At 64.8% G+C, this 18,269-nt stretch carries 17 protein-coding genes; 8 read left to right on the forward strand and 9 right to left on the reverse strand.

Annotated features, from left to right (window positions below; all coding sequences use genetic code 11):
• Positions 1-50 precede the first annotated feature (50 nt).
• The 7 genes from AC1DX4_RS00675 to AC1DX4_RS00705 form a co-directional block, all read right to left on the reverse strand.
• Positions 51-1,091 carry a branched-chain amino acid ABC transporter permease gene (locus AC1DX4_RS00675; protein WP_477218489.1) on the reverse strand — a complete coding sequence of 347 codons (1,041 nt, stop codon included), beginning with the start codon at positions 1,089-1,091 and terminating at the stop codon, positions 51-53.
• Positions 1,092-1,094: 3 nt separating this feature from the next.
• Positions 1,095-1,994 (reverse strand): branched-chain amino acid ABC transporter permease, encoded by a 900-nt coding sequence (locus AC1DX4_RS00680; RefSeq protein ID WP_258587785.1) that lies wholly within the window; start codon positions 1,992-1,994, stop codon positions 1,095-1,097.
• A complete protein-coding gene (locus tag AC1DX4_RS00685; protein ID WP_477218490.1) occupies positions 1,991-2,926 on the reverse strand; it encodes an ABC transporter ATP-binding protein in 936 nt (311 codons plus the stop codon). Before AC1DX4_RS00685 ends, AC1DX4_RS00680 begins: the two co-directional genes overlap by 4 nt.
• 122 nt (positions 2,927-3,048) lie before the next feature.
• Entirely contained in the window at positions 3,049-4,149 is a 1,101-nt protein-coding gene (gene sfnG, locus AC1DX4_RS00690) for a dimethylsulfone monooxygenase SfnG (RefSeq protein WP_477218491.1), read from the reverse strand.
• Positions 4,150-4,314: 165 nt separating this feature from the next.
• A complete protein-coding gene (locus AC1DX4_RS00695) occupies positions 4,315-5,775 on the reverse strand; it encodes an FAD/NAD(P)-binding protein (protein WP_477218492.1) in 1,461 nt (486 codons plus the stop codon).
• Positions 5,772-6,944: an FMNH2-dependent alkanesulfonate monooxygenase gene (gene ssuD, locus AC1DX4_RS00700; protein ID WP_477218493.1), complete on the reverse strand. Its 1,173-nt coding sequence runs from the start codon at positions 6,942-6,944 to the stop codon at positions 5,772-5,774. Before ssuD ends, AC1DX4_RS00695 begins: the two co-directional genes overlap by 4 nt.
• A 207-nt stretch (positions 6,945-7,151) precedes the next feature.
• Complete coding sequence (locus tag AC1DX4_RS00705) at positions 7,152-7,880, reverse strand: GntR family transcriptional regulator (RefSeq protein WP_477218494.1); 729 nt, start codon at positions 7,878-7,880, stop codon at positions 7,152-7,154.
• Positions 7,881-8,027: 147 nt separating this feature from the next.
• On the opposite strand from AC1DX4_RS00705, the gene AC1DX4_RS00710 reads away from it, so the two are divergent.
• The 8 genes from AC1DX4_RS00710 to AC1DX4_RS00745 all read left to right on the forward strand — a co-directional run bounded on the left by AC1DX4_RS00710 (position 8,028) and on the right by AC1DX4_RS00745 (position 16,384).
• Positions 8,028-9,275, forward strand: a complete 1,248-nt coding sequence (locus AC1DX4_RS00710) for an enolase C-terminal domain-like protein (RefSeq protein WP_477218495.1) — start codon at positions 8,028-8,030, stop codon at positions 9,273-9,275.
• 64 nt (positions 9,276-9,339) lie between these two features.
• Positions 9,340-10,428: a substrate-binding domain-containing protein gene (locus tag AC1DX4_RS00715; RefSeq protein ID WP_477218496.1), complete on the forward strand. Its 1,089-nt coding sequence runs from the start codon at positions 9,340-9,342 to the stop codon at positions 10,426-10,428.
• Between the two features lie 11 nt (positions 10,429-10,439).
• Positions 10,440-11,939, forward strand: coding sequence for a sugar ABC transporter ATP-binding protein (locus tag AC1DX4_RS00720; protein ID WP_477218497.1), 1,500 nt, complete (start codon positions 10,440-10,442; stop codon positions 11,937-11,939).
• Positions 11,932-12,897 carry an ABC transporter permease gene (locus AC1DX4_RS00725; RefSeq protein ID WP_477218498.1) on the forward strand — a complete coding sequence of 322 codons (966 nt, stop codon included), beginning with the start codon at positions 11,932-11,934 and terminating at the stop codon, positions 12,895-12,897. Before AC1DX4_RS00720 ends, AC1DX4_RS00725 begins: the two co-directional genes overlap by 8 nt.
• Positions 12,894-13,835 (forward strand): ABC transporter permease, encoded by a 942-nt coding sequence (locus tag AC1DX4_RS00730; RefSeq protein ID WP_477218499.1) that lies wholly within the window; start codon positions 12,894-12,896, stop codon positions 13,833-13,835. Before AC1DX4_RS00725 ends, AC1DX4_RS00730 begins: the two co-directional genes overlap by 4 nt.
• Before the next feature lie 17 nt (positions 13,836-13,852).
• Positions 13,853-14,539, forward strand: a complete 687-nt coding sequence (locus tag AC1DX4_RS00735; protein WP_477218500.1) for a cyclase family protein — start codon at positions 13,853-13,855, stop codon at positions 14,537-14,539.
• 13 nt (positions 14,540-14,552) lie between these two features.
• Positions 14,553-15,569, forward strand: a complete 1,017-nt coding sequence (locus tag AC1DX4_RS00740; protein WP_477218501.1) for a Zn-dependent oxidoreductase — start codon at positions 14,553-14,555, stop codon at positions 15,567-15,569.
• A gap of 140 nt (positions 15,570-15,709) precedes the next feature.
• On the forward strand, positions 15,710-16,384 hold the full coding sequence (locus AC1DX4_RS00745; RefSeq protein WP_477218502.1) for a GntR family transcriptional regulator: 675 nt from the start codon (positions 15,710-15,712) through the stop codon (positions 16,382-16,384).
• A gap of 20 nt (positions 16,385-16,404) precedes the next feature.
• Here AC1DX4_RS00745 and AC1DX4_RS00750 read toward each other — a convergent pair whose 3' ends face one another.
• Both AC1DX4_RS00750 and AC1DX4_RS00755 read right to left on the reverse strand, forming a co-directional pair.
• Complete coding sequence (locus AC1DX4_RS00750; protein WP_477218503.1) at positions 16,405-17,148, reverse strand: 4'-phosphopantetheinyl transferase family protein; 744 nt, start codon at positions 17,146-17,148, stop codon at positions 16,405-16,407.
• A gap of 214 nt (positions 17,149-17,362) precedes the next feature.
• Positions 17,363-18,268 carry a dihydrodipicolinate synthase family protein gene (locus AC1DX4_RS00755; protein ID WP_477218504.1) on the reverse strand — a complete coding sequence of 302 codons (906 nt, stop codon included), beginning with the start codon at positions 18,266-18,268 and terminating at the stop codon, positions 17,363-17,365.
• Position 18,269: the final 1 nt, after the last annotated feature.

The following is an 18,269-nucleotide window of genomic DNA, read 5'->3' on the forward strand; positions in this document are numbered from 1 at the left end:
GGGCCGTCTTGGTTCGGCCTCTGGTTCATTTCCAAATGCGAATGCGGGGCTCAGGTCGACTGCCAGGCGAACAGGAGCCGTCTTCGGACCCTGTCCCACAGGGCCACCAGCCCGTCGGGTTCAAGGATCAGAAACAGGATGATGAGGGCGCCAAGCACGATACGCTGGCTCATGTCGAGCACGCCCGAGTCGAAGACATCGCCGAGCAGGAAACCGCCGAGGCGAGACAAGCCAAGCGGAAACACAACGATCAAGGCCGCGCCGAAGAAGGCGCCACGGATCGAGGCCAGGCCGCCGATGATGATGATGAACAGGATCTGGAACGAACGGTCGAGATCGAAGCCGTCCGGCTCGACGGTTCTCAGATAGGCGAAGGCCCAGATGACGCCGGCGACGCCGATAATGAAGGACGAGATGGCGAAGGCCAGAAGCTTGGTCTTCAGCACCGGTATGCCGATGATGCGGGCTGCGGTTTCATTGTCGCGGATGGCGATGAAGTTGCGCCCGGTCTGCGACGACATCAGCCGATAGGCGAGGAAGGTGAGGATGCTGACGATGGTCAGCGCAAAGAGATAGCGGCCGACGGCGCCGTCGAAAGCGAAGCCTGAAATCGACAGCTTCGGCGCGTCGATGACGCCGGACGCCGAGTCGTTGGAGAACCAGCTGAACTTGGTCAGTGCCCATTGCACGAAGAACTGCGCGGCGAGCGTGGACACCGCGAGATAAAAACCCTTCAACCGCAGGCTGGGCAGGCCGAAGACGATGCCGATCGCGGCGGCGACAATGCCGGCCAGAAAGATGCTGCCGACCAGCGGCAGGCCTTCGACGCGCAGGTTGAAATTGTAGGCGGCAAAGGCACCCGCCGCCATGAAGGCAGCACTGCCAAGCGAAACCTGGCCGGCATAGCCGGTGAGGATGTTCAAGCCCACGCCGGCAAGGCTGAGCGCCAGGAACGGCAGCAGGATGGCCTCGAACAGATAGCTTGAGCCGATGAGCGGGATAACGCCATAGGCGATGGCGAGCAGCAGAACGGGCGCGATCCATTTCGGCAGGGCCGGCGCGGAGGAGAAATCGCTTGTGATCGCGGCCATGGCTCAGACCCTTTCCACGAGCTTCTGGCCGAACAGGCCGGAGGGACGGATCAGCAGGAAGACGAGCGCGACGACGTAGGCGAACCAGCTCTCGATGCCGCCGCCGAAATAGTCGCCGATATAGACCTCGGCGAGCTTCTCACTGGCGCCGATCAAGAGCCCGCCGACAATGGCGCCAAGGATGGAATCGAAGCCGCCAAGCACCAGCACCGGCAGCGCCTTGAGCACCACTAGCGACAGCGAGAACTGCACGCCAAGGCGAGCGCCCCAGAGCAGCCCGGCGACCAGGGCGACGAGACCGGCCGCGGCCCAGACGGTGCCCCAGATCAACGGCAGCCGCAGCCCGACAGCGAGTGCGGCGAACTGGTCGTCGGCGACAGCGCGGAAGGAGAGGCCGATGCGGGTGTAGCGGAAGAACAGCGACAGCAGCAGAACCATGCCGGCGGCAACCACCGCGGCGAAAATGTCGAACTGGCTGATCAGCACGCCGCCGACTTCCAGCGGCACGTCCTCGATGCCGAGGTCGAGGCCGTGGACCTGCGTGCCCCAGATCAGCTGGGCGGCGCCCTCGATGATGTAGGACAGGCCGAGTGTCGCCATGAACAAAGTGATCGGCGGCTTGTTGGTCAGGGGCCTGAGCACCGTGCGCTCGATCGCAAGCCCCATCGCCACCATGATGGCGAAGGTGATCACCAGCGCCAGCGCGAACGGGATGCCGCGCTCGACAAGGCTGACGAAGGTGAGGGCGGCGAACAGCAGCATCGCGCCCTGCGCGAAATTGAGCACGCCCGAGGTCTTGTAGATCAGCACGAAGCCGATCGCGACCAGCGAATACATGACGCCGGAGAGCAGGCCGCCGACGAGCACTTCGATGAAGAACTGGTAGTCGAAATCGGCGATCATATGCCTGCCCCGTCCTCATTGTCGGGGGCAACGCCGAGATAGGCGTCGATGACGCGCTGATCGTTGCGAACTTCGTCGGGCGTGGCGTCGGCAATCTTGCGGCCATAGTCGAGAACGGCGATGCGGTCGGACAGGCCCATGACGACGCCGACATCATGCTCGATCAAAACGACGGTGGTGGCGAAACGGTCGCGCGCGGCGCGCACGAAACTTGCCATCTCGTTCTTCTCGCTTGCCGTCATGCCGGCCATCGGTTCGTCGAGCAAAAGCAGGCGCGGCTCTGCGACCAATGCACGGGCCAGCTCCACACGCTTCTGCAGCCCGTAAGGCAGCGTGCCGACGAGGCGATCACGAACAGCGGTAAGGTCGAGGAATTCGAGGATCTGGTCGGCGCGGCTGAGAAAGTCGCGCTGCTCGCCACGCGAGCGGCCGATGCCGAGCACCTGGCCAGCGAAATTGGAACGAACCTTGTAGGCGAGGCCTGACGCTACATTGTCGAGGACGCTGAGGCCCTTGAACAGAGCAAGGTTCTGAAAGGTCCTGGCGACGCCGAGATGCGCCAGCCGCTGCGTCGGGACCTGGGCATAACTGACGCCATCGAGCTGGACATGGCCGCGATCCGGCCGGTAGACGCCGCTGATGACGTTGATCAGCGAACTCTTGCCGGCGCCGTTCGGGCCGATAATGGCGCGGATTTCGCCTGATAGAACCGACAGGTCGATATCGGCCAGTGCGACGACGCCGCCGAACGACAGGCCGATGCCGTGCAGCGAGAGCATCGGAGCGGCGGCGGCCGTGACCGCCTCCGTGGGCTCTGCCTGGCCTTCCGATGACTGCGCGGGACGGGCTGCCGACGGCAAGCCACGCGCGAAGACTTCCGGCGCATAGACCGAGGCCTCCATCATTCCAAGGGCATAACTGGCCAACGGCATTCCAATCGTCCTCGCTTGCTTCAGCAGGCGCACAAAACCTCGTTGACGCTCGATGGATCGAGCGCCCGGGAACCTTCATCTGTCGCAGGCCGGACTGCCCGGCCTGCCTTTTTTGAAAATGGCTATTCCGCTGCCAGTGACGCTGCCTGCTCGGCGCCCTCCAGCTCGCGAACGAGCGGGATGACGTGCTTGCCGAAATACTCGACCTCTTCCTGGAAATGCAGGAAGCCGAGCAGGATGAGGTCGGCGCCGGCGCGCTTCAGGTCGACGATGCGCTCGGCGACCTGCCTTGGCGTGCCGATCAGGTTGGAGCGGAAGCCGTCATTGTACTGAACCAGATCCTCGAAGGAGGATTTCGCCCAATTGCCCTCACCTTCCGGCGAAGCCTTGCCGGCATTCTTGACCTCGTGGCCGAAAGCGTTGACGGCATCGGGATTGGCCTTGCCGATGATCTCGGCAAGCACCGCCTTGGCCTCTTCCTCGGTCTCGCGGACGATGGCGAAGGCGTTGACGCCGACCTTGACGGAATGGTGATTGGCCTTGGCCTTGGACTTGAGGTCGTCGACCTGCTTGGCGATCTCGGCCGGCGTGTTGCCGTTGGTGAAGTACCAGTCTGAAACGCGCGATGCCATGTCACGTGCGGCGCGCGAGGAACCGCCCTGGAAGATTTCGGGCAGTTGTGGCGGCTTCGGCTTCAAAGAGTATTCGTTGAAGCGGTAGAAATCGCCACGGAAGGTGAAGCTGTCTTCCGTCCAGATTCCGCGCAGCGCACGGATGAATTCCTCCGAGCGGCGGTAGCGCTCGTCATGGTCGAGCCAATGTTCGCCGATGGCGTGGAACTCGCCACGGAACCAGCCGGAGACGAGGTTGATGGCGACGCGGCCGTTGGTCAGGTAGCTGATGGTGGCGAGCTGCTTGGCCGCCAGCGCCGGATTCCACGGGCCGGGCAGGATCGCCGCGATCACCTTGAGCGTCGTGGTCGCCGCCAGCAGGTCATGGCTGAACGCCACCGATTCATGCTGCTCGTCGGCGCCGTAGCCGGCGGTGAAACGAATCTGGCTCAGCGCATAGTCGAAGCCGGCGTTCTCGGCGATCTGTGCCAGCTTGCGATTATACTCGGCCGAATGGCTGGTGCGCTGCTCGATGTTGGAAATCACCAGGCCGCCCGAAACATTCGGCACCCAGTAGGCGAACTTGACCGCGTCGGTCTCTGCGTGTGCCATGAAATGTCTCCCATTCAGGCCGTGTCGTTGATCGGTCCGGCTTGGCCGGTTTTCGCCAACATTTATTATGTCTACTGATTATATATACAAAGTAGGATTTTCCGTTTTTGGCGCCTTCTTGGGACGGAAATACCAATTTTTCCCAGCCAGGCCGGCTTTGGCTTGTCAGCGCGCGACCGCAACGTCCCCGGCATTGGCGCCAACCGCCTCGGCGGACGGGAGCCTGTCGACCAGCCTTGCAATTTCGACCGCGACAGTTTGGGCATGACGAGCAACCTCCGGCAGGCCCATGAGTTCGCCAAAGGTGCCGCGCGCCAGCGGACCGGCGACGAAAAGCCCGGCGACCGCTCTGTCATCCCGGCCTATGGCACGGCTATCCAGACTGGTCGCGATGCCGAGCCCGTAGGCGTCGACCTTGATCAGCCCAGCGTCGGCCAGGGAGCGCAGTGCCGGATTGAGCTGGAGGGCCTGCCCATGAGCCGGCCCGGTCGTGTTGATGACGGCATCGAAGCGTGCCGTCTCGATCCGTGTCTCACCGCGCCGTTGAAAGCTGACCGCGAGGCTGTCGCCCTCATCGTTCGACGCGACAAGCCTGGCGGCAATGGTCTCGAACGTTCCGGCGCTCTGGCGGCGGTCGAGCACGGCAGCGACCTGCGGTGCGATCCTGAAGCGATGGACATCCCAGAACACGCGCAGCTTGCGGACCAGCCTTGCCCGTTCGGACGGAGCAAGGGCGGCCCACAGCACCGGCCCCTGCAGGCGCAGTTGGTCGAAGACCGACTGCCAGTTGACGTTGGTCGCGCGCGCTGCGGCGAGCGTGGCGCGGATGGTCTTCAGCAGGCCAAGCGCCGATGTGGCCGGCGCCGATGCAAAATCGCCGAAGGGCTCACCTCTGACATCTGGATGACCGCGCGAGCGCAGTCCTCTGCGCGACAGCGCCAGGATCCGGCCGCTATGGCCGCGGCGATCAAGCTCGGCCACCATGTCGGACGAGGTCAGCCCGGAGCCGACGATCAATATCGAGGCGTCCGGACCGATCCCGGCAAGTGCCGACGCGGCGTAGGGATCGGCGATGAAGCCCGGCGCTTCGGCAAGTGATTCCAGCGCATTGGGAATTCCAGGCTGAGGATGCGTCGCCGCCAGGATGACGATGTCGGCGGCGACGGGCCCGGCGGATGTCTGCACAGTCCAGCCGGCGCCGTTGGCTTCTCGTATCACCCGCGTGGCCTCACCTTCGACGTGGCGGATAGCGCCGGTCTCGAGATGAGGCGCAAGGTGCTCGGCGACATAGCGGCCGAACACACGCCTGCGCGGATAGGCGTCGCCATTCTTCCAGAGCGCATCCGGGTCGTGTTCGAGTTCACCGCTCCCGGCCAACCAGCGGGCAAAATGTTGCGGATCGTCGGGAGCCATGCTCATTCTGACAGCCGGGACATTGACCCGATGCGATGGTTCCTCGCTGGAATAGGCCAGGCCGCCGCCGAGCGCCGGGCGCGGCTCGATCACGCAGACCGACAGGCGCTCCGGCCGATGCGCTTGCGCCAGATGCCAGGCTAGGGCAGCGCCAGAAAAGCCGCCGCCGATGATGGCGACGCGCAATCGGCGGGCCGGAGGCAGCGCGTTCACGAGGCGCTGGCGAGCGACTTCGGCCGATGGTCGCCGGCGATGGTTTCGCCGAACGGCCCGGTGTTGACCGACGTGCCGGCCGCCTTGACCGGATGATCGGTCGGCAGTTTCGGCAACACCAGTTCGCCAAAGCGATAGGCTTCTTCCAGATGCGGGTAGCCGGACAGGATGAAGGTATCGATGCCGAGGCGGCGGTACTCGTCGATCCGCTCGGCGACGGTGTCGGGATCGCCGACGAGGGCCGTGCCAGCACCGCCGCGCACCAGGCCGACACCGGCCCAGAGATTGGGCGCGATCTCGAGCTTGTCACGGCTACCGCCATGCAGCGCGCTCATCCGAGCCTGGCCGACCGAGTCCATGCGGGCAAAGACTTTTTGCGCCGAAGCGACCGTCGCGTCGTCGAGCCGGCTGATCAGGCTCTCCGCCGCGGCCCAGGCCTGTTCGGTGGTTTCGCGCGCGATGACATGCAGGCGGATGCCGAAGGAGAGTTTGCGGCCGGCCTTCTCGGCCAGTTCACGCACGGTATCCAGCTTGCGCTCGACATCGGCGGGCGGTTCGCCCCAGGTCAGGTATTTGTCGATCTCCTGCGCCGCCACCACCGATCCGACATCCGACGAGCCGCCGAAATAGAGCGGCGGATAGGGCGTCTGCACCGGCGGGAACAGCAGCCTGCCGTCCTCGATGTGGAAATGCTTGCCCTGGTGCTCGACCGTCTCGCCGCTCAGCACGCGCTTGTAGATCTGCAGGAATTCCTGCGTCACCTCGTAGCGCTCGGCATGCGAGAGGAAGATGCCGTCGCCCTTGTTCTCCAAGGGATCGCCGCCGGTGACGACATTGATCAGCAGGCGGCCATTGGAGATGCGGTCGAGCGTCGCTGTCATGCGCGCGGCGAGCGTCGGCGACTGCAGGCCGGGCCGCACGGCGACGAGGAAGCGCAGCCGCTCGGTCAGCGGCGCCAGCGCCGAGGCGATCACCCAGGAATCTTCGCAGGCCCGGCCGGTCGGCAGCAGCACGCCATAATAGCCCAGCGTGTCGGCGGCCTTGGCCACCTGTGTCAGATAGGGCAGGTCGACGGCCCTGCCGCCTTCGGTGGTGCCGAGATAGCGGCTGTCGCCATGCGTCGGCAGGAACCAGAGAACCTTGATGCGCTCGGGAACATCCTTGGTCATGGCTGGCCTCCCGCAATTCGGCGGCGGCCTGTGCCTGATGGGGTTGGAAGCGGGCGCAGAGAGGCGGGCATAGCGTGGTCCTGTCCGGGAAAACCAGATCGCCAGCGCACTTTGCTTATTCTATAAACTCTGTAGAGTTAGTTTATTCCAAATCCATCGCTGAAATTGGAAATTCTCTCCGCCAGCTCGAACCGATGCGGGTTGCGGTCAATTCCTGAAAAGATCGGGCCTCTCGACGCTCAGCCGCCGGACGGTGCGCAGCACTTCCTGCAGATGGGTGGCCATATGCGCGCCGGCCTCGTCGGACAGACCCTGTTCGATGGCATCGAGAATGGCGGTGTGCTGTGTGAGAAGTGTTTCAAGGTGGCCCTGCTCCGGCAGGCTGAGATAGCGCACGCGATCCATCTGCAGCTTGACCACCTGGATGACGCGCCAGCTCTTCGGCAACCCGGCCGCCTCGCAGAAATTGCGATGAAACGCCTCGTCAAGCTCCAGGAACAGCTCCCTGTCCTTGCCGGCCACCGCCAGCTTCTGGCGAGCCAGGTTTGCCCGTCCGGCCTCAAGGAAACCGGGGGAAGGCTTTTTCGCCAGGCGCGATACGACCGAGACCTCGAGGGCTTCACGGATGAACTGCGCTTCTTCTACATCCTCGAGCCGGATCGGGGCGACGAAGCTTCCGCGCTGCGGCAGGATATCGATCAAGCCCTCGTCGGCCAGACGGATCAGCGCTTCCCGAACCGGCGTGCGACTGACGCCAAGCTGTTGGGCGAGGTCCTTTTCGCTCAGGCCCTCCGACGGCAGTATCGCAAGCGTGGTGATGGCGCGCCGCAGCAGTTCGTAGATCTGCGGCGAGATCGGCAGCCGGTTGTTGACGGAGCCGAGAAGCTTCGCCGGTTCGCGCAGCTCAGCACCGCGGGACTTCGCTTCGGTGTTCAAGAGCCTCGGCCTCTCCAACGGATTCGTTTCGTTGTAACGCCTAGCATGCACACACGCAAATGCAATTGACATGGTACCATACCAGTTGTAAATCGACTGTCGGCGCCGCTGATCTTGCGCCGGTTTCGTGCTTCGGGAGGCTGCGCGGTGAAAATAACGGATATCCGTGCGACCACGGTGACGGTTCCGCTGCAGGCGCCGCTCAGGCACAGCAACGGCGCTCATTGGGGCCGGTTCGTCAGGACGGTCGTCGAAGTGGAAACCGACGAGGGGATCGTCGGCCTTGGCGAGATGGGTGGCGGCGGCGAAAGTGCCGAGCTCGCCTTCGCCGGGCTGAAAGCCTATCTGGTCGGCCACGATCCCTTCGATCTCAACCGCATGCGGTATGCGATCTGCAACCCGACGGCGTCGCTCTACAACAACCGCACACAGCTGCATGCCGCGCTGGAATTCGCCTGCCTCGACATTATCGGCAAGAAACTCAATGTGCCGGTCTATCAACTGCTCGGCGGCCGGGTCCGCAACGAAGTCGGCTTCGCCAGCTATCTGTTCTTCCGCTATGCCGATGCCTGGACGCGCGAAGGTGAAGTCCGCACCATCGACCAGCTGGTCGCGCATGCCAGGGCGCTGAAAGCCGAGCACGGCTTCACCGCCCACAAGCTGAAAGCCGGCGTGTTCCACCCCGACTACGAGCTCGAATGCTATCGCGCGCTGGCTGCCGCCTTTCCCGACGACACGCTGCGCTACGACCCCAATGCTGCGCTGTCGGTCGAACAGGCGCTGCGCTTCGGACAGGCCATCTCGGACCTGCGCAACGATTATTTCGAGGACCCGACCTGGGGGTTTGCTGGGATGCGCCGGCTGCGGGAAAAGCTCGCCATTCCGCTCGCCACCAACACCATCGTCGTCGACTTCGAGCAGTTGGCGACAAATGTGCGCGACCCGGCCGTCGACGTCATCCTGCTCGACACCACATTCTGGGGCGGCATCCGGGCCTGCGTGAAGGCGGCGCAGATCTGCGACACGTTCGGGCTGGGCGTCGCGGTGCACTCTTCCGGCGAGCTCGGCATCCAGCTCGCCACCATGCTGCATCTGGGCGCGGTGCTGCCCAACCTGACCTTCACCGCAGACGCGCACTATCACCATCTTGCCGACGACGTCATCGTCGGCGGCAAGATGCGCTACGCCAAGGGCTGCATTGCCGTGCCCGACGGTCCGGGGCTCGGAGTTACGCTCGACCGCGACAAGCTGCAGACCTATGCCGAACTCTACCGCTCGCTCGGCGGCTACCCCTATGACCGGGATCCTGGCCGGCCGGGCTGGTATCCGCTGCTGCCCAATTCGGATTTCGCCGACCACTCCGTCAGCATCGTGCCGGAGACCGGCGGGAAATGAGCCTTATGCGTGCATGAACCGTGCGGTGGAACCACCGCGGGACAGTCAACCGGAGGAGACGGAAATGAGACTGAAGAATCAAGCTGGAAAAACAATGCTGGGCGCCATGCTCGCCACATCGGCGATGCTGGCTTGCACCGGCGCCTTTGCGCAGGACGGCATCGCCAAGGGGGACACAAGCGGCAAGAAGATCGCGTTCAGCAATTCCTACGCAGGAAATTCCTTCCGCCAGGTGATGATCAAGAGCTTCGAGACCATGGGCGCGCAAGCGGTCAAGGACGGACTGGTCAGCGGGGTCACGGCTGTCAGCTCCAACAATTCGGTCACCGAACAGGCGGCCCAGATCCAGAACCTGATCCTGCAGGGCTACAACGCCATCATCGTGCTGGCCGGCTCCGACACGGCGCTCAACGGCGCGGTCAAGGATGCCTGCAACGCCGGCATCGTCGTGGTCGCCTTCGCCAGCGGCGTCACCGAGCCTTGCGCCTACCGGGTCGACTATGATCTCGATTCCTACGCCAAGGCGGAACTCGACTACATCCAGAGCAAGCTGGGCGACAAGCCGGCAAACATCTTCGAGATCCGCGGCATGGCCGGCGACGGCTTCGACAAGCGGCTTCATGAAGGCGTCGAAAAGGCGATGAAGGCGCATCCGAGCTACAAGGCCGTCGGCGAGGTCTATGGCCAGTGGACGGCCACGGTTGCGCAGAAGGAAGTGTCGGGCGTGCTGCCGTCGCTGCCGCAGATCGACGCGGTGCTGACCCAGGGTGGCGACGGCTATGGCGCCGCCATGGCCTTCAAGGATGCCGGCCGCAAGCTGCCGATCATCATCATGGGCAATCGCGAGGACGAACTCGGGCTCTGGAAGCAGGAGCACGACGCCAATGGCTACGAAACCTTCTCGCTCGGCGCCACGCCCAGCGTATCGCAAGTGGCCTTCTGGGTGGCGCAGCAGATCCTGGCTGGCAAGGAGGTGCCGAAATTCGTCGAGGTGCCGCTTCTGCAGATCAACCAGCCCGACCTCGGCGCGTGGCTCGCTACCGTGCCGAAAGGCGGCGTGGTGAATGCCGAGTATCCGCAGGCCCTGGTGGCGGATATCATCGACGCCAATGTGAACAAGAAGCCGCTGCCGGGCGTTCCCGCCCCCAAATGAGAGCCTGAGCCTTGAACAGCGCCGCGACGTCCGACCAGCCTGTCGCCTCGGCGGACGCCGCGCGCCCCTATCTGGCGGTGCGCGACGTCCGCAAGAGCTACGGCGCGGTTCATGCGCTGGGCGGTGTCGACTTCAGCATCCTGCCCGGCGAGGTCGTCGGCCTCGTCGGCCATAATGGAGCCGGCAAATCGACGCTGATGAACGTGCTTGCCGGCACCGTCGAGCGAAGCAGCGGCGCCTTCGATCTCGACGGCGTGCCGGTCGGCAAATGGAGCGCGTTCGCAGCGCAGACCGGTGGACTGCGCTGCGTCTTCCAGGAATTGTCGCTGTGCGCCAATCTATCGCTGGCCGAGAACACGCGCATCGTTCATCGCACCCTGCGCGGCCTCGGCTGGCGCAAGCGCGCCCGCGCTGTCATCGGGAAAACATTGGGCGAGATTTTCCCGGGCCACGGCATCGACCCCGAAACCCGGGTGGCCGACCTGGCGATCGGTCCAAGGCAAATGGTGGAGATCGCGCGCGCTTTCAGTGAAACCGACACGCCGGTGCGCTGCGTCATCCTCGACGAACCGACATCGGCGCTCGGACATGAAGCCACCCAGCAGTTGCTCGACCATATCCGCCGCGCGGCGGCGCGCGGCATCGCCTGCATCCTGATCACCCATCGCCTCAACGAGATTCTCGCGGTCTGCGACCGGGCCGTGGTCATGGTCGACGGCAAAGTGGTGGCCGCACGGCCGACGGCAGGGCTGACGCGCTCGGCGCTGGTCGAACTGATGGGCAGCATCGAGGCGCCGCGCGACCGCTCCAACCGCAAGATTGCCGCGTTGGGAAAGCCGCTGGTGGTCGACCATCCCGGGAACGGAGGCGACGACCTGTCGATCCAGGCAGCGGCGGGAGAGATCATCGGCTTTGCCGGCCTTGACGGCCACGGCCAGCGCGAGCGGCTGCGCGCGCTGTTTTCCGCGGCCCGCAAGCAGAACCGCCGAAGCGGTCCGACCACGCCCGTCGCCTATGTGGCCGGCGACCGGCAGGGCGAGGGCGTCTTCACGCTGTGGTCGATCGCGGAAAACCTGACCATCCGGAGCTTGAAGGCGCTGCGGCGCAACGGGCTGATCTCGACCAGGGCTGCCCGCGACCTGGCGCAGACATGGTCGACGCGCCTGAAGGTCAAGGCCCCTTCCATCGACACGCCGATCCTCAGCCTGAGCGGCGGCAACCAGCAGAAAGTGCTGTTCGCCCGCGCGCTGGCGTCCGATGCGCGTGTGATCTTCCTCGACGATCCGATGCGCGGCGTCGATGTCGGCACCAAGCATGAGGTCTACCAGCTGATCCGAAGCGAGGCCGAGAACGGACGCTGCTTTGTCTGGTACACGACCGAACTAGAGGAGCTGAGCAATTGCGACCGGCTCTACGTCTTCCGCGAAGGCCGGGCGGAGGTGCAGCTCGACGGTAACGACATCGAACCGGCTCGCATCCTGCAGGCCTCCTTCGGGGGCGCGCATGGCTAACGCGGTCCTCTCCTCCCGCCGCTCTGCCCGGCCGGCATGGCTTGTCGGCGCCGTGCAGATCGGCCTGCCGGCGATAGCGCTGCTGGTGATGCTGGCCGTCATCTTCTGGATCCGCCCTGCGGCGATGAGCTACTTCGGCTTCACGCTGCTGTTCAAGCTCGCCGTGCCGCTGGTGTTCGCCGCCCTGGCGCAGATGATGGTCATCATGCTGGGCGACATCGACCTGTCCAACGGCGCCTTTGTCGGCCTGATCACCTGCGTCACCGCGCTCTATCTCGCGGATTTTCCGGTGCTCGCGGTGCTGATCTACCTGGTGACGATCGCCGCCTATGCCGGCTTCGGCCTGCTGATCCATGTCAGGCAACTGCCTTCGATCATTGTGACACTCGGTATGTCCTTCATCTGGCTTGGCACCGCGATCCTGCTGCTTCCGGCACCCGGCGGCACAGCGCCGGACTGGCTCATTGGCTTCATGAGCTGGCAGCCGCCTCTGCTGCCGTTGCCGGTGTGGCTGGCCGCCTTCGCCGCGGCCATCGGACATCTTGTCATCACGCGCTCGTCCTATGGCGCGGTGCTGCGTGGCGCCGGCGCCAATCCGCGCGCGGTCGAGCGCGCCGGATGGTCGATCGTCGGCCTTCGCATCGCCACCTATGCCGGCGCCGGGCTTCTCGCTTGCGTGGCCGGAATTACGCTGACCGGCCTTACCACCTCCGGCGATCCCAATGTCGCGCCTGCCTACACGCTGCTGGGGGTCGGCGCGGTCATCCTCGGCGGCGGTACCTTCACCGGCGGTATCGTGTCACCGGTGGGAACGGTCATCGGCGCGCTTACGCTATCGCTGGCGGGATCGCTGCTCTCCTTTCTCGCGGTACCGCCGACCTGGCAGATCGGTGCGCAAGGCGTGATCCTGTTCCTGGTGCTGGCCGGACGCGTCCTCTTGGCGGAGCGGGTTTCATGATCCGCCGCCGGCTGTTCCTCGCGCCCTGGACTTACGGCTTCATTGTCGCGCTGGCGATGTGGCTGGCAACCACTGCCTATTCCGGCTGGGGCAGTGCCGGCGCGACGATTTCCGCAGCACTAGCCTTTGGCGCCTTCAGCGTCGTCGTGGGCACCGGACAGATGCTGGTGGTCGCTTCGGGGCCAGGCAACATTGATCTCTCCGTGCCGTCGGTGCTGACGCTCGCGGCCTATGTGTCGATGGCGGTGATGAACGGCAATGATACGATGATCCTGCCCGGATTGCTGGTGGCGCTCGCCGTCGGCGCGACCGCCGGCGGGCTCAATTTCCTAGCCATCAAAGCGTTGCGGCTGCCGCCGATCATCGCCACGCTGGCCTGGAGCTTCGTCTTCCAGTCGCTCGCCTTCAATCTCGGCGGCGAGGCGACCCTGAAGCCACCGGCGATGCTGTCCTGGTTCACCTCGTGGCGGATCGCCGGCATCCAGTTCATGCCGATTGCCGTGATGGCGCTGACGCTGCTGACCGCGCTGGTCCTGCAGCGCAGCGTCTGGGGCCGCCATCTCCTGGCTAGTGGACAGAGCGAGCCGGCCGCGAAGCTGGCGGGCATCGAGGTCGGGAGGGTGCGGCTGGCGGCCTATGTGCTGTGCGGCACGGCAGCGGCGCTGGCCGGGTTCCTCTTGTCGGGCTTCACCGGCGGCGCTGCGCTCAACATGGGCGACGCCTATCTGATGGAATCGATCGCCGTCGTGGTGCTCGGCGGCACCAGCGTCGCCGGCGGGCAGGCCAATGCGATCGGCATCTGGGGCGCGGCACTGTTCTTCAACCTGATGGCCACGATGCTGAACACGTTTCGCATCGAGGCCGGCGTGCGCTTTCTTTTGACGGGCGTGCTGATCATCCTCATCGTGGCGATCGTGCCGCGGCGAAGCGCCGCCTGAGGATGGATGGATCCACAATGCTGTTTGACGATGACCTCGATTATGTAGACCTCACCCACCGCATGCGCGCCGGCATGCCGGTCTGGCCAACACATCCGCACTATTGCCAGGAAGTGGTGGAATCGTTCGATCGCGGCGACGTCGCCTGCAATCATGCGCTTTGCATGAGCGAGCATACCGGCACGCATTTCGACGCGCCGCTGCATTTCGTCCCCGGCGCACGCTCGATCGCCGACGTCCCGGTCGATCGCTTCTTCGGCCGCATGGTGACGATCGACGCCCGCGACATGGCGCCGGCAACGATGGTCGGGCCAGAGAAAATCCGGGATTTCGAAGACCGGCACGGCGCGATCGCGCCCGGTGACGCCGTGTTTTTCCACTTCGGCTGGGACCAGTTCTGGAGCGATCCGCAGCAAAGCCACCGGGTGCTGGAGGACTGGCCGGGGCTGTCGCGCGAGACCAGCCTGCTGCTGGTCGAACGTGGTGTCCGGATCGTCGGCACCGATTGCCTGTCGATCGACCGCTTCGGCTCGAGCGATTTCCCCGCCCACAACATTCTGCTCGGCGCCGATATCCTGGTCGGCGAGAATTTCGCCAATCTCGGCCTGCTGCCGCCCGTCTGCACCCTGGTCAGCTTGCCGTTGGCGATCGAAGGCGGATCAGGATCGCCCCTGCGCGCCGTCGCCCTCGTCTCGAAGTCCTGAAAGGTGTGCTGCCGTGGTTGATATCGTCGTCCGCAAACCGGGGGCACTCGCCGTTCAGGCTGGCACCGAGCCACAGCCTGATGCCGGAGAAGTCGTCGTGCGTGTGCAGCGCGCCGGCATCTGCGGGTCAGACATGCATATCCTGCACGGATCGAACCCGTTTGCCGTCTATCCGCGCATCATCGGCCATGAGTTTGCCGGTGTCGTCACCGCGCTCGGCGCGGGTGTTGTCTCGGTGCGCGCGGGCGACCATGTCGTGGTCGATCCGGTGGTCTCATGCGGTCATTGCTATCCCTGCCGTGTCGGGCGGCCGAATGTCTGCGCCAATCTCGAGGTCATGGGCGTTCATCGTGACGGCGGCTTCCGCGATCTCGTCGCCGTGCCGGCCCGCAATGTCGTTGCCGTTCCCGCCGATATGCCGTTCGGTCTGGCGGCGCTTGCCGAGCCGTTCTCGATCGCGGCCAATGTGCTGGACAGAACCGGCTGCGGGCCGCAGGACACGGTGCTGGTCTACGGCGCCGGCACCGTCGGCGTCACCGTGCTGCAGGTGGCCAAGCTGCTTGGCGCGCGCTGCATCGTTGCCGACATCGACGAGGCCCGGCTTGAGCGCGCATCGGGCTTTGGCGCGGATGCGGTGATCCATTCGCTGCGCCAGCCGGTCGCTGACGCCGTGCGGGACGAAAATGACGGCCTTGGTCCGACGGTGATCATCGACGGCGCCGGCGTGCCGGCGCTTCTCGACGAGGCATGCCGCATCGCCAGCCCGGCCGGCCGCATCGGTCTGCTTGGGTTCTCGGCGACACCGTCCAGCCTCAGCCAGCAAGAGGTGGTACGCAAGGAACTGACTGTTGTCGGCTCGCGTCTTAACCGACAATTGCTGCCCAAGGTTGTGGAATGGCTGGCGAACAAGCGCCTCGAGCCGGAGGCGATGATCACCCAGGTCTTTGCCGCAGTGGACGCCAAGGCGGCCTTCGACCTGATCGAAAGGGAGCCGCAGCGGACGTTGAAGGTCCAGCTCGATTTCTCCTGAACGTTTCCCCGGCAATCGCTGTCAGCGGCCCCAATGCGGCCAGATCAAGCGCAGTTCGGCCGCCTTCGCGCCTGCCTATCGAACACGCGGCATTCCAATATAATCTGACCACTTCTGCTGAACGACGACGTGGATTTGCCATGGACCTGGATCCTTCAACGCTCAATCGGGCGCTGCCGCTGCGAGATCAGATCTATCACCAGATCCGCAATCTGATTGTCACCGGACAGATGAAGCCGGGGGAAGTCATCAACGAGGTGGCCATCGCCGAAGCGCTCGGCGTCTCACGCACACCGGTGCGCGAAGCGGTCAAGCGCATCAGTGACGAGGGCCTCGTCACGATCCTGGCGCAGACCGGCACCTATGTCGCTCCGATCAACCGCGTCGACCTGGAAGAAGCCTATGTCATCCGCCGCGCCTTGGAGATGGAGAGCACCAGGCGCGCGGCAGTCAAATTCACGCCATCAGCCGGCGAACTTCTGGAGGACAATATGGCGGCGCACCGGCTCGCCATAGCGCGCGGCCGATATGCCACCGCGATCCAGCTCGACGATGTCTTCCACCGCACCATCGCCGAGATCTGCGGCCTGCCGGGAATCTGGCGCGCCGTCGACATCTCCAAGGCGCAGATGGATCGGGGCCGCACCCTCGTCATCCCGAAGCCCGGCTATGGTGAACAGACGATCGAGCAGCACGGGGCCATCCTCGATGCGCTGAGGCGCAATGATGCCGAGGGCGCTGCGCAGGCGATGGAGCACCATCTCGAAACGTCGTTCCGCAACACGCTCGAAGTCGCCGCCGAACTTCTCGGCTGAAGCCGGCCGCACTGGATTGATCATACATGCAAAGGCGGATTGATGGCGCGTGTCCGCCTCGGCACGATCTCGAGTTCGCCATCGGGCACGACGGCTGCGACGCCGACAATGTGCCGGCCCGTCAGATGCAGGCTGCGGAATGCCCAACGCGAGGCATCGTCATCGATCTCGTCGCCGAAATGGGCAATGGGCGGAGAGACCTGCAGGTCCAGCTCAACCTTCTTCACCGGCAAGGAGAGGCCAATGCCGCGCGCTTTCACATAGGCTTCCTTGAGCGTCCACAGAGTGAAAAAGAAATCCTGTCTCGCCTGCCCGCTCATCGCCTCGAAGCGTGCGCGTTCCCGGGGCGAAAAGACCGCCGGCGCCAGTTCGTCGAGACCGACGTCGCGGTCGCACGGCTCGACGTCAATGCCGATTTCCGCGAAAGCGGCAACCGCGCAGGCCACCAGGCCATGGGTGTGAGACAGGCTGAAATGGAGGCCGCTGACGCCCAGGCTATCGTCGATGAACGGGCGGCCATACCGGTTGGTGTCAAAGCGCCAGTGTTCCGGGGCAATGTCGCGGTAACGCGACAGCGTCGTCCTGACCAGGCCGCGAACCGCGAGATGCTGAAGACGGGCCGGTTCGGACTTGAAGGCGTCATGCCGATCGCGTTCGGGCGCGTTCAGAAGCCGCAGGCAAGCGGCTTGATCGTCGGCGCCGAAGTCGTCGAGGGGCACGTACCACAGATCGACCTGGCCGCGTCGTGGATCGCCTTCTTTCATGGCCGGAGCCGGCCTGGCACGGGTGACGACATCACGATTGTTCCAGGCAAATCCGCCGCGCCGATCGCGGCCCGATGACGATCCAGGAGCGGAGGAGTGCGATGCGCGTCTTCATGTTTCCGGGACAGGGATCACAGTTCACCGGAATGGGCAAGAACCTGTTCGATGAGGTCGGCGCGGCAGTGAGGCGGTGACGCCTACGTCGAGCCTGGCTCTATCCCTGCAATCGCCCGAGATTGTCGGCGAAGCGCCGGGCCATTGCGAGCCCAATCTCATTGGGCCGCATCGCCGGCGCCCGATCCTGTATGGCAATGCCGGCGCGGGCGCCGAACAGCCGCTTGCCGTAGCAGATCAGGTTCTCGATGCCTTGCATGACGAAGACCGCTGCCGGCAGCATTCTGGCATACGCGGCCTCGGCTGCGGCTTCATCGCCGGCGCGGAACGCCTCATAGGCGCGCACGGCGAGGTCGATGCAATCGGGCGCCAGGATCATGCCACGGCAGCCGATGCGGAAATTGTCGATCAGTTCGAGACCGCCACGCCCGTTGAGGACCGGGATTCGGCCCTCGGTGCGCTCGATCAGGCCGGCAATGTCGGTGACCGGACCTTCACCCTTGATCAGCCTGATGTTGGGGTGAAGCGTAACGAGGTCGCGGATTTCATCCGATGTCAGCCCACGGCCGAAAAAGGCCGGCGCATTCTGGATCGCTACCGGCAGGTCGGTCGCCTCCGCCACACGGCCGAAGAAGCGGATGTATTCCGGCGCCCCGTAAGATCCCCCAGGCGGCGGCTGCAGGATCACCCAATCGGCGCCGACGCTTTCGGCGTGGCGCACCTGTGCGACCTGCTCGGCGACGGACGCGCCGAAGATGGTGAAGGCGAGCGGCACTCTCCCGGCGGTGTCTTCAGCCGTCCAGTCCATGATTGTTCGGCGCTCGGCCTCGGTCAGTTTGGCAACTTCCGTCGCGAGGCCGAGTGCCGCCATGCCATGCACGCCGTTCGCAAGGCATATCTCGACCTGCCTGCGCATTGCCGCGCGGTCGAGTTTTTCCTCGCCGTCGAACAGGGCGTAGAGGATGGCGTGGATGCCGTGGAAATCATCGGGCCGGAACTTTGGCATC

Source organism: Mesorhizobium sp. P3_A8 (assembly GCF_056402995.1).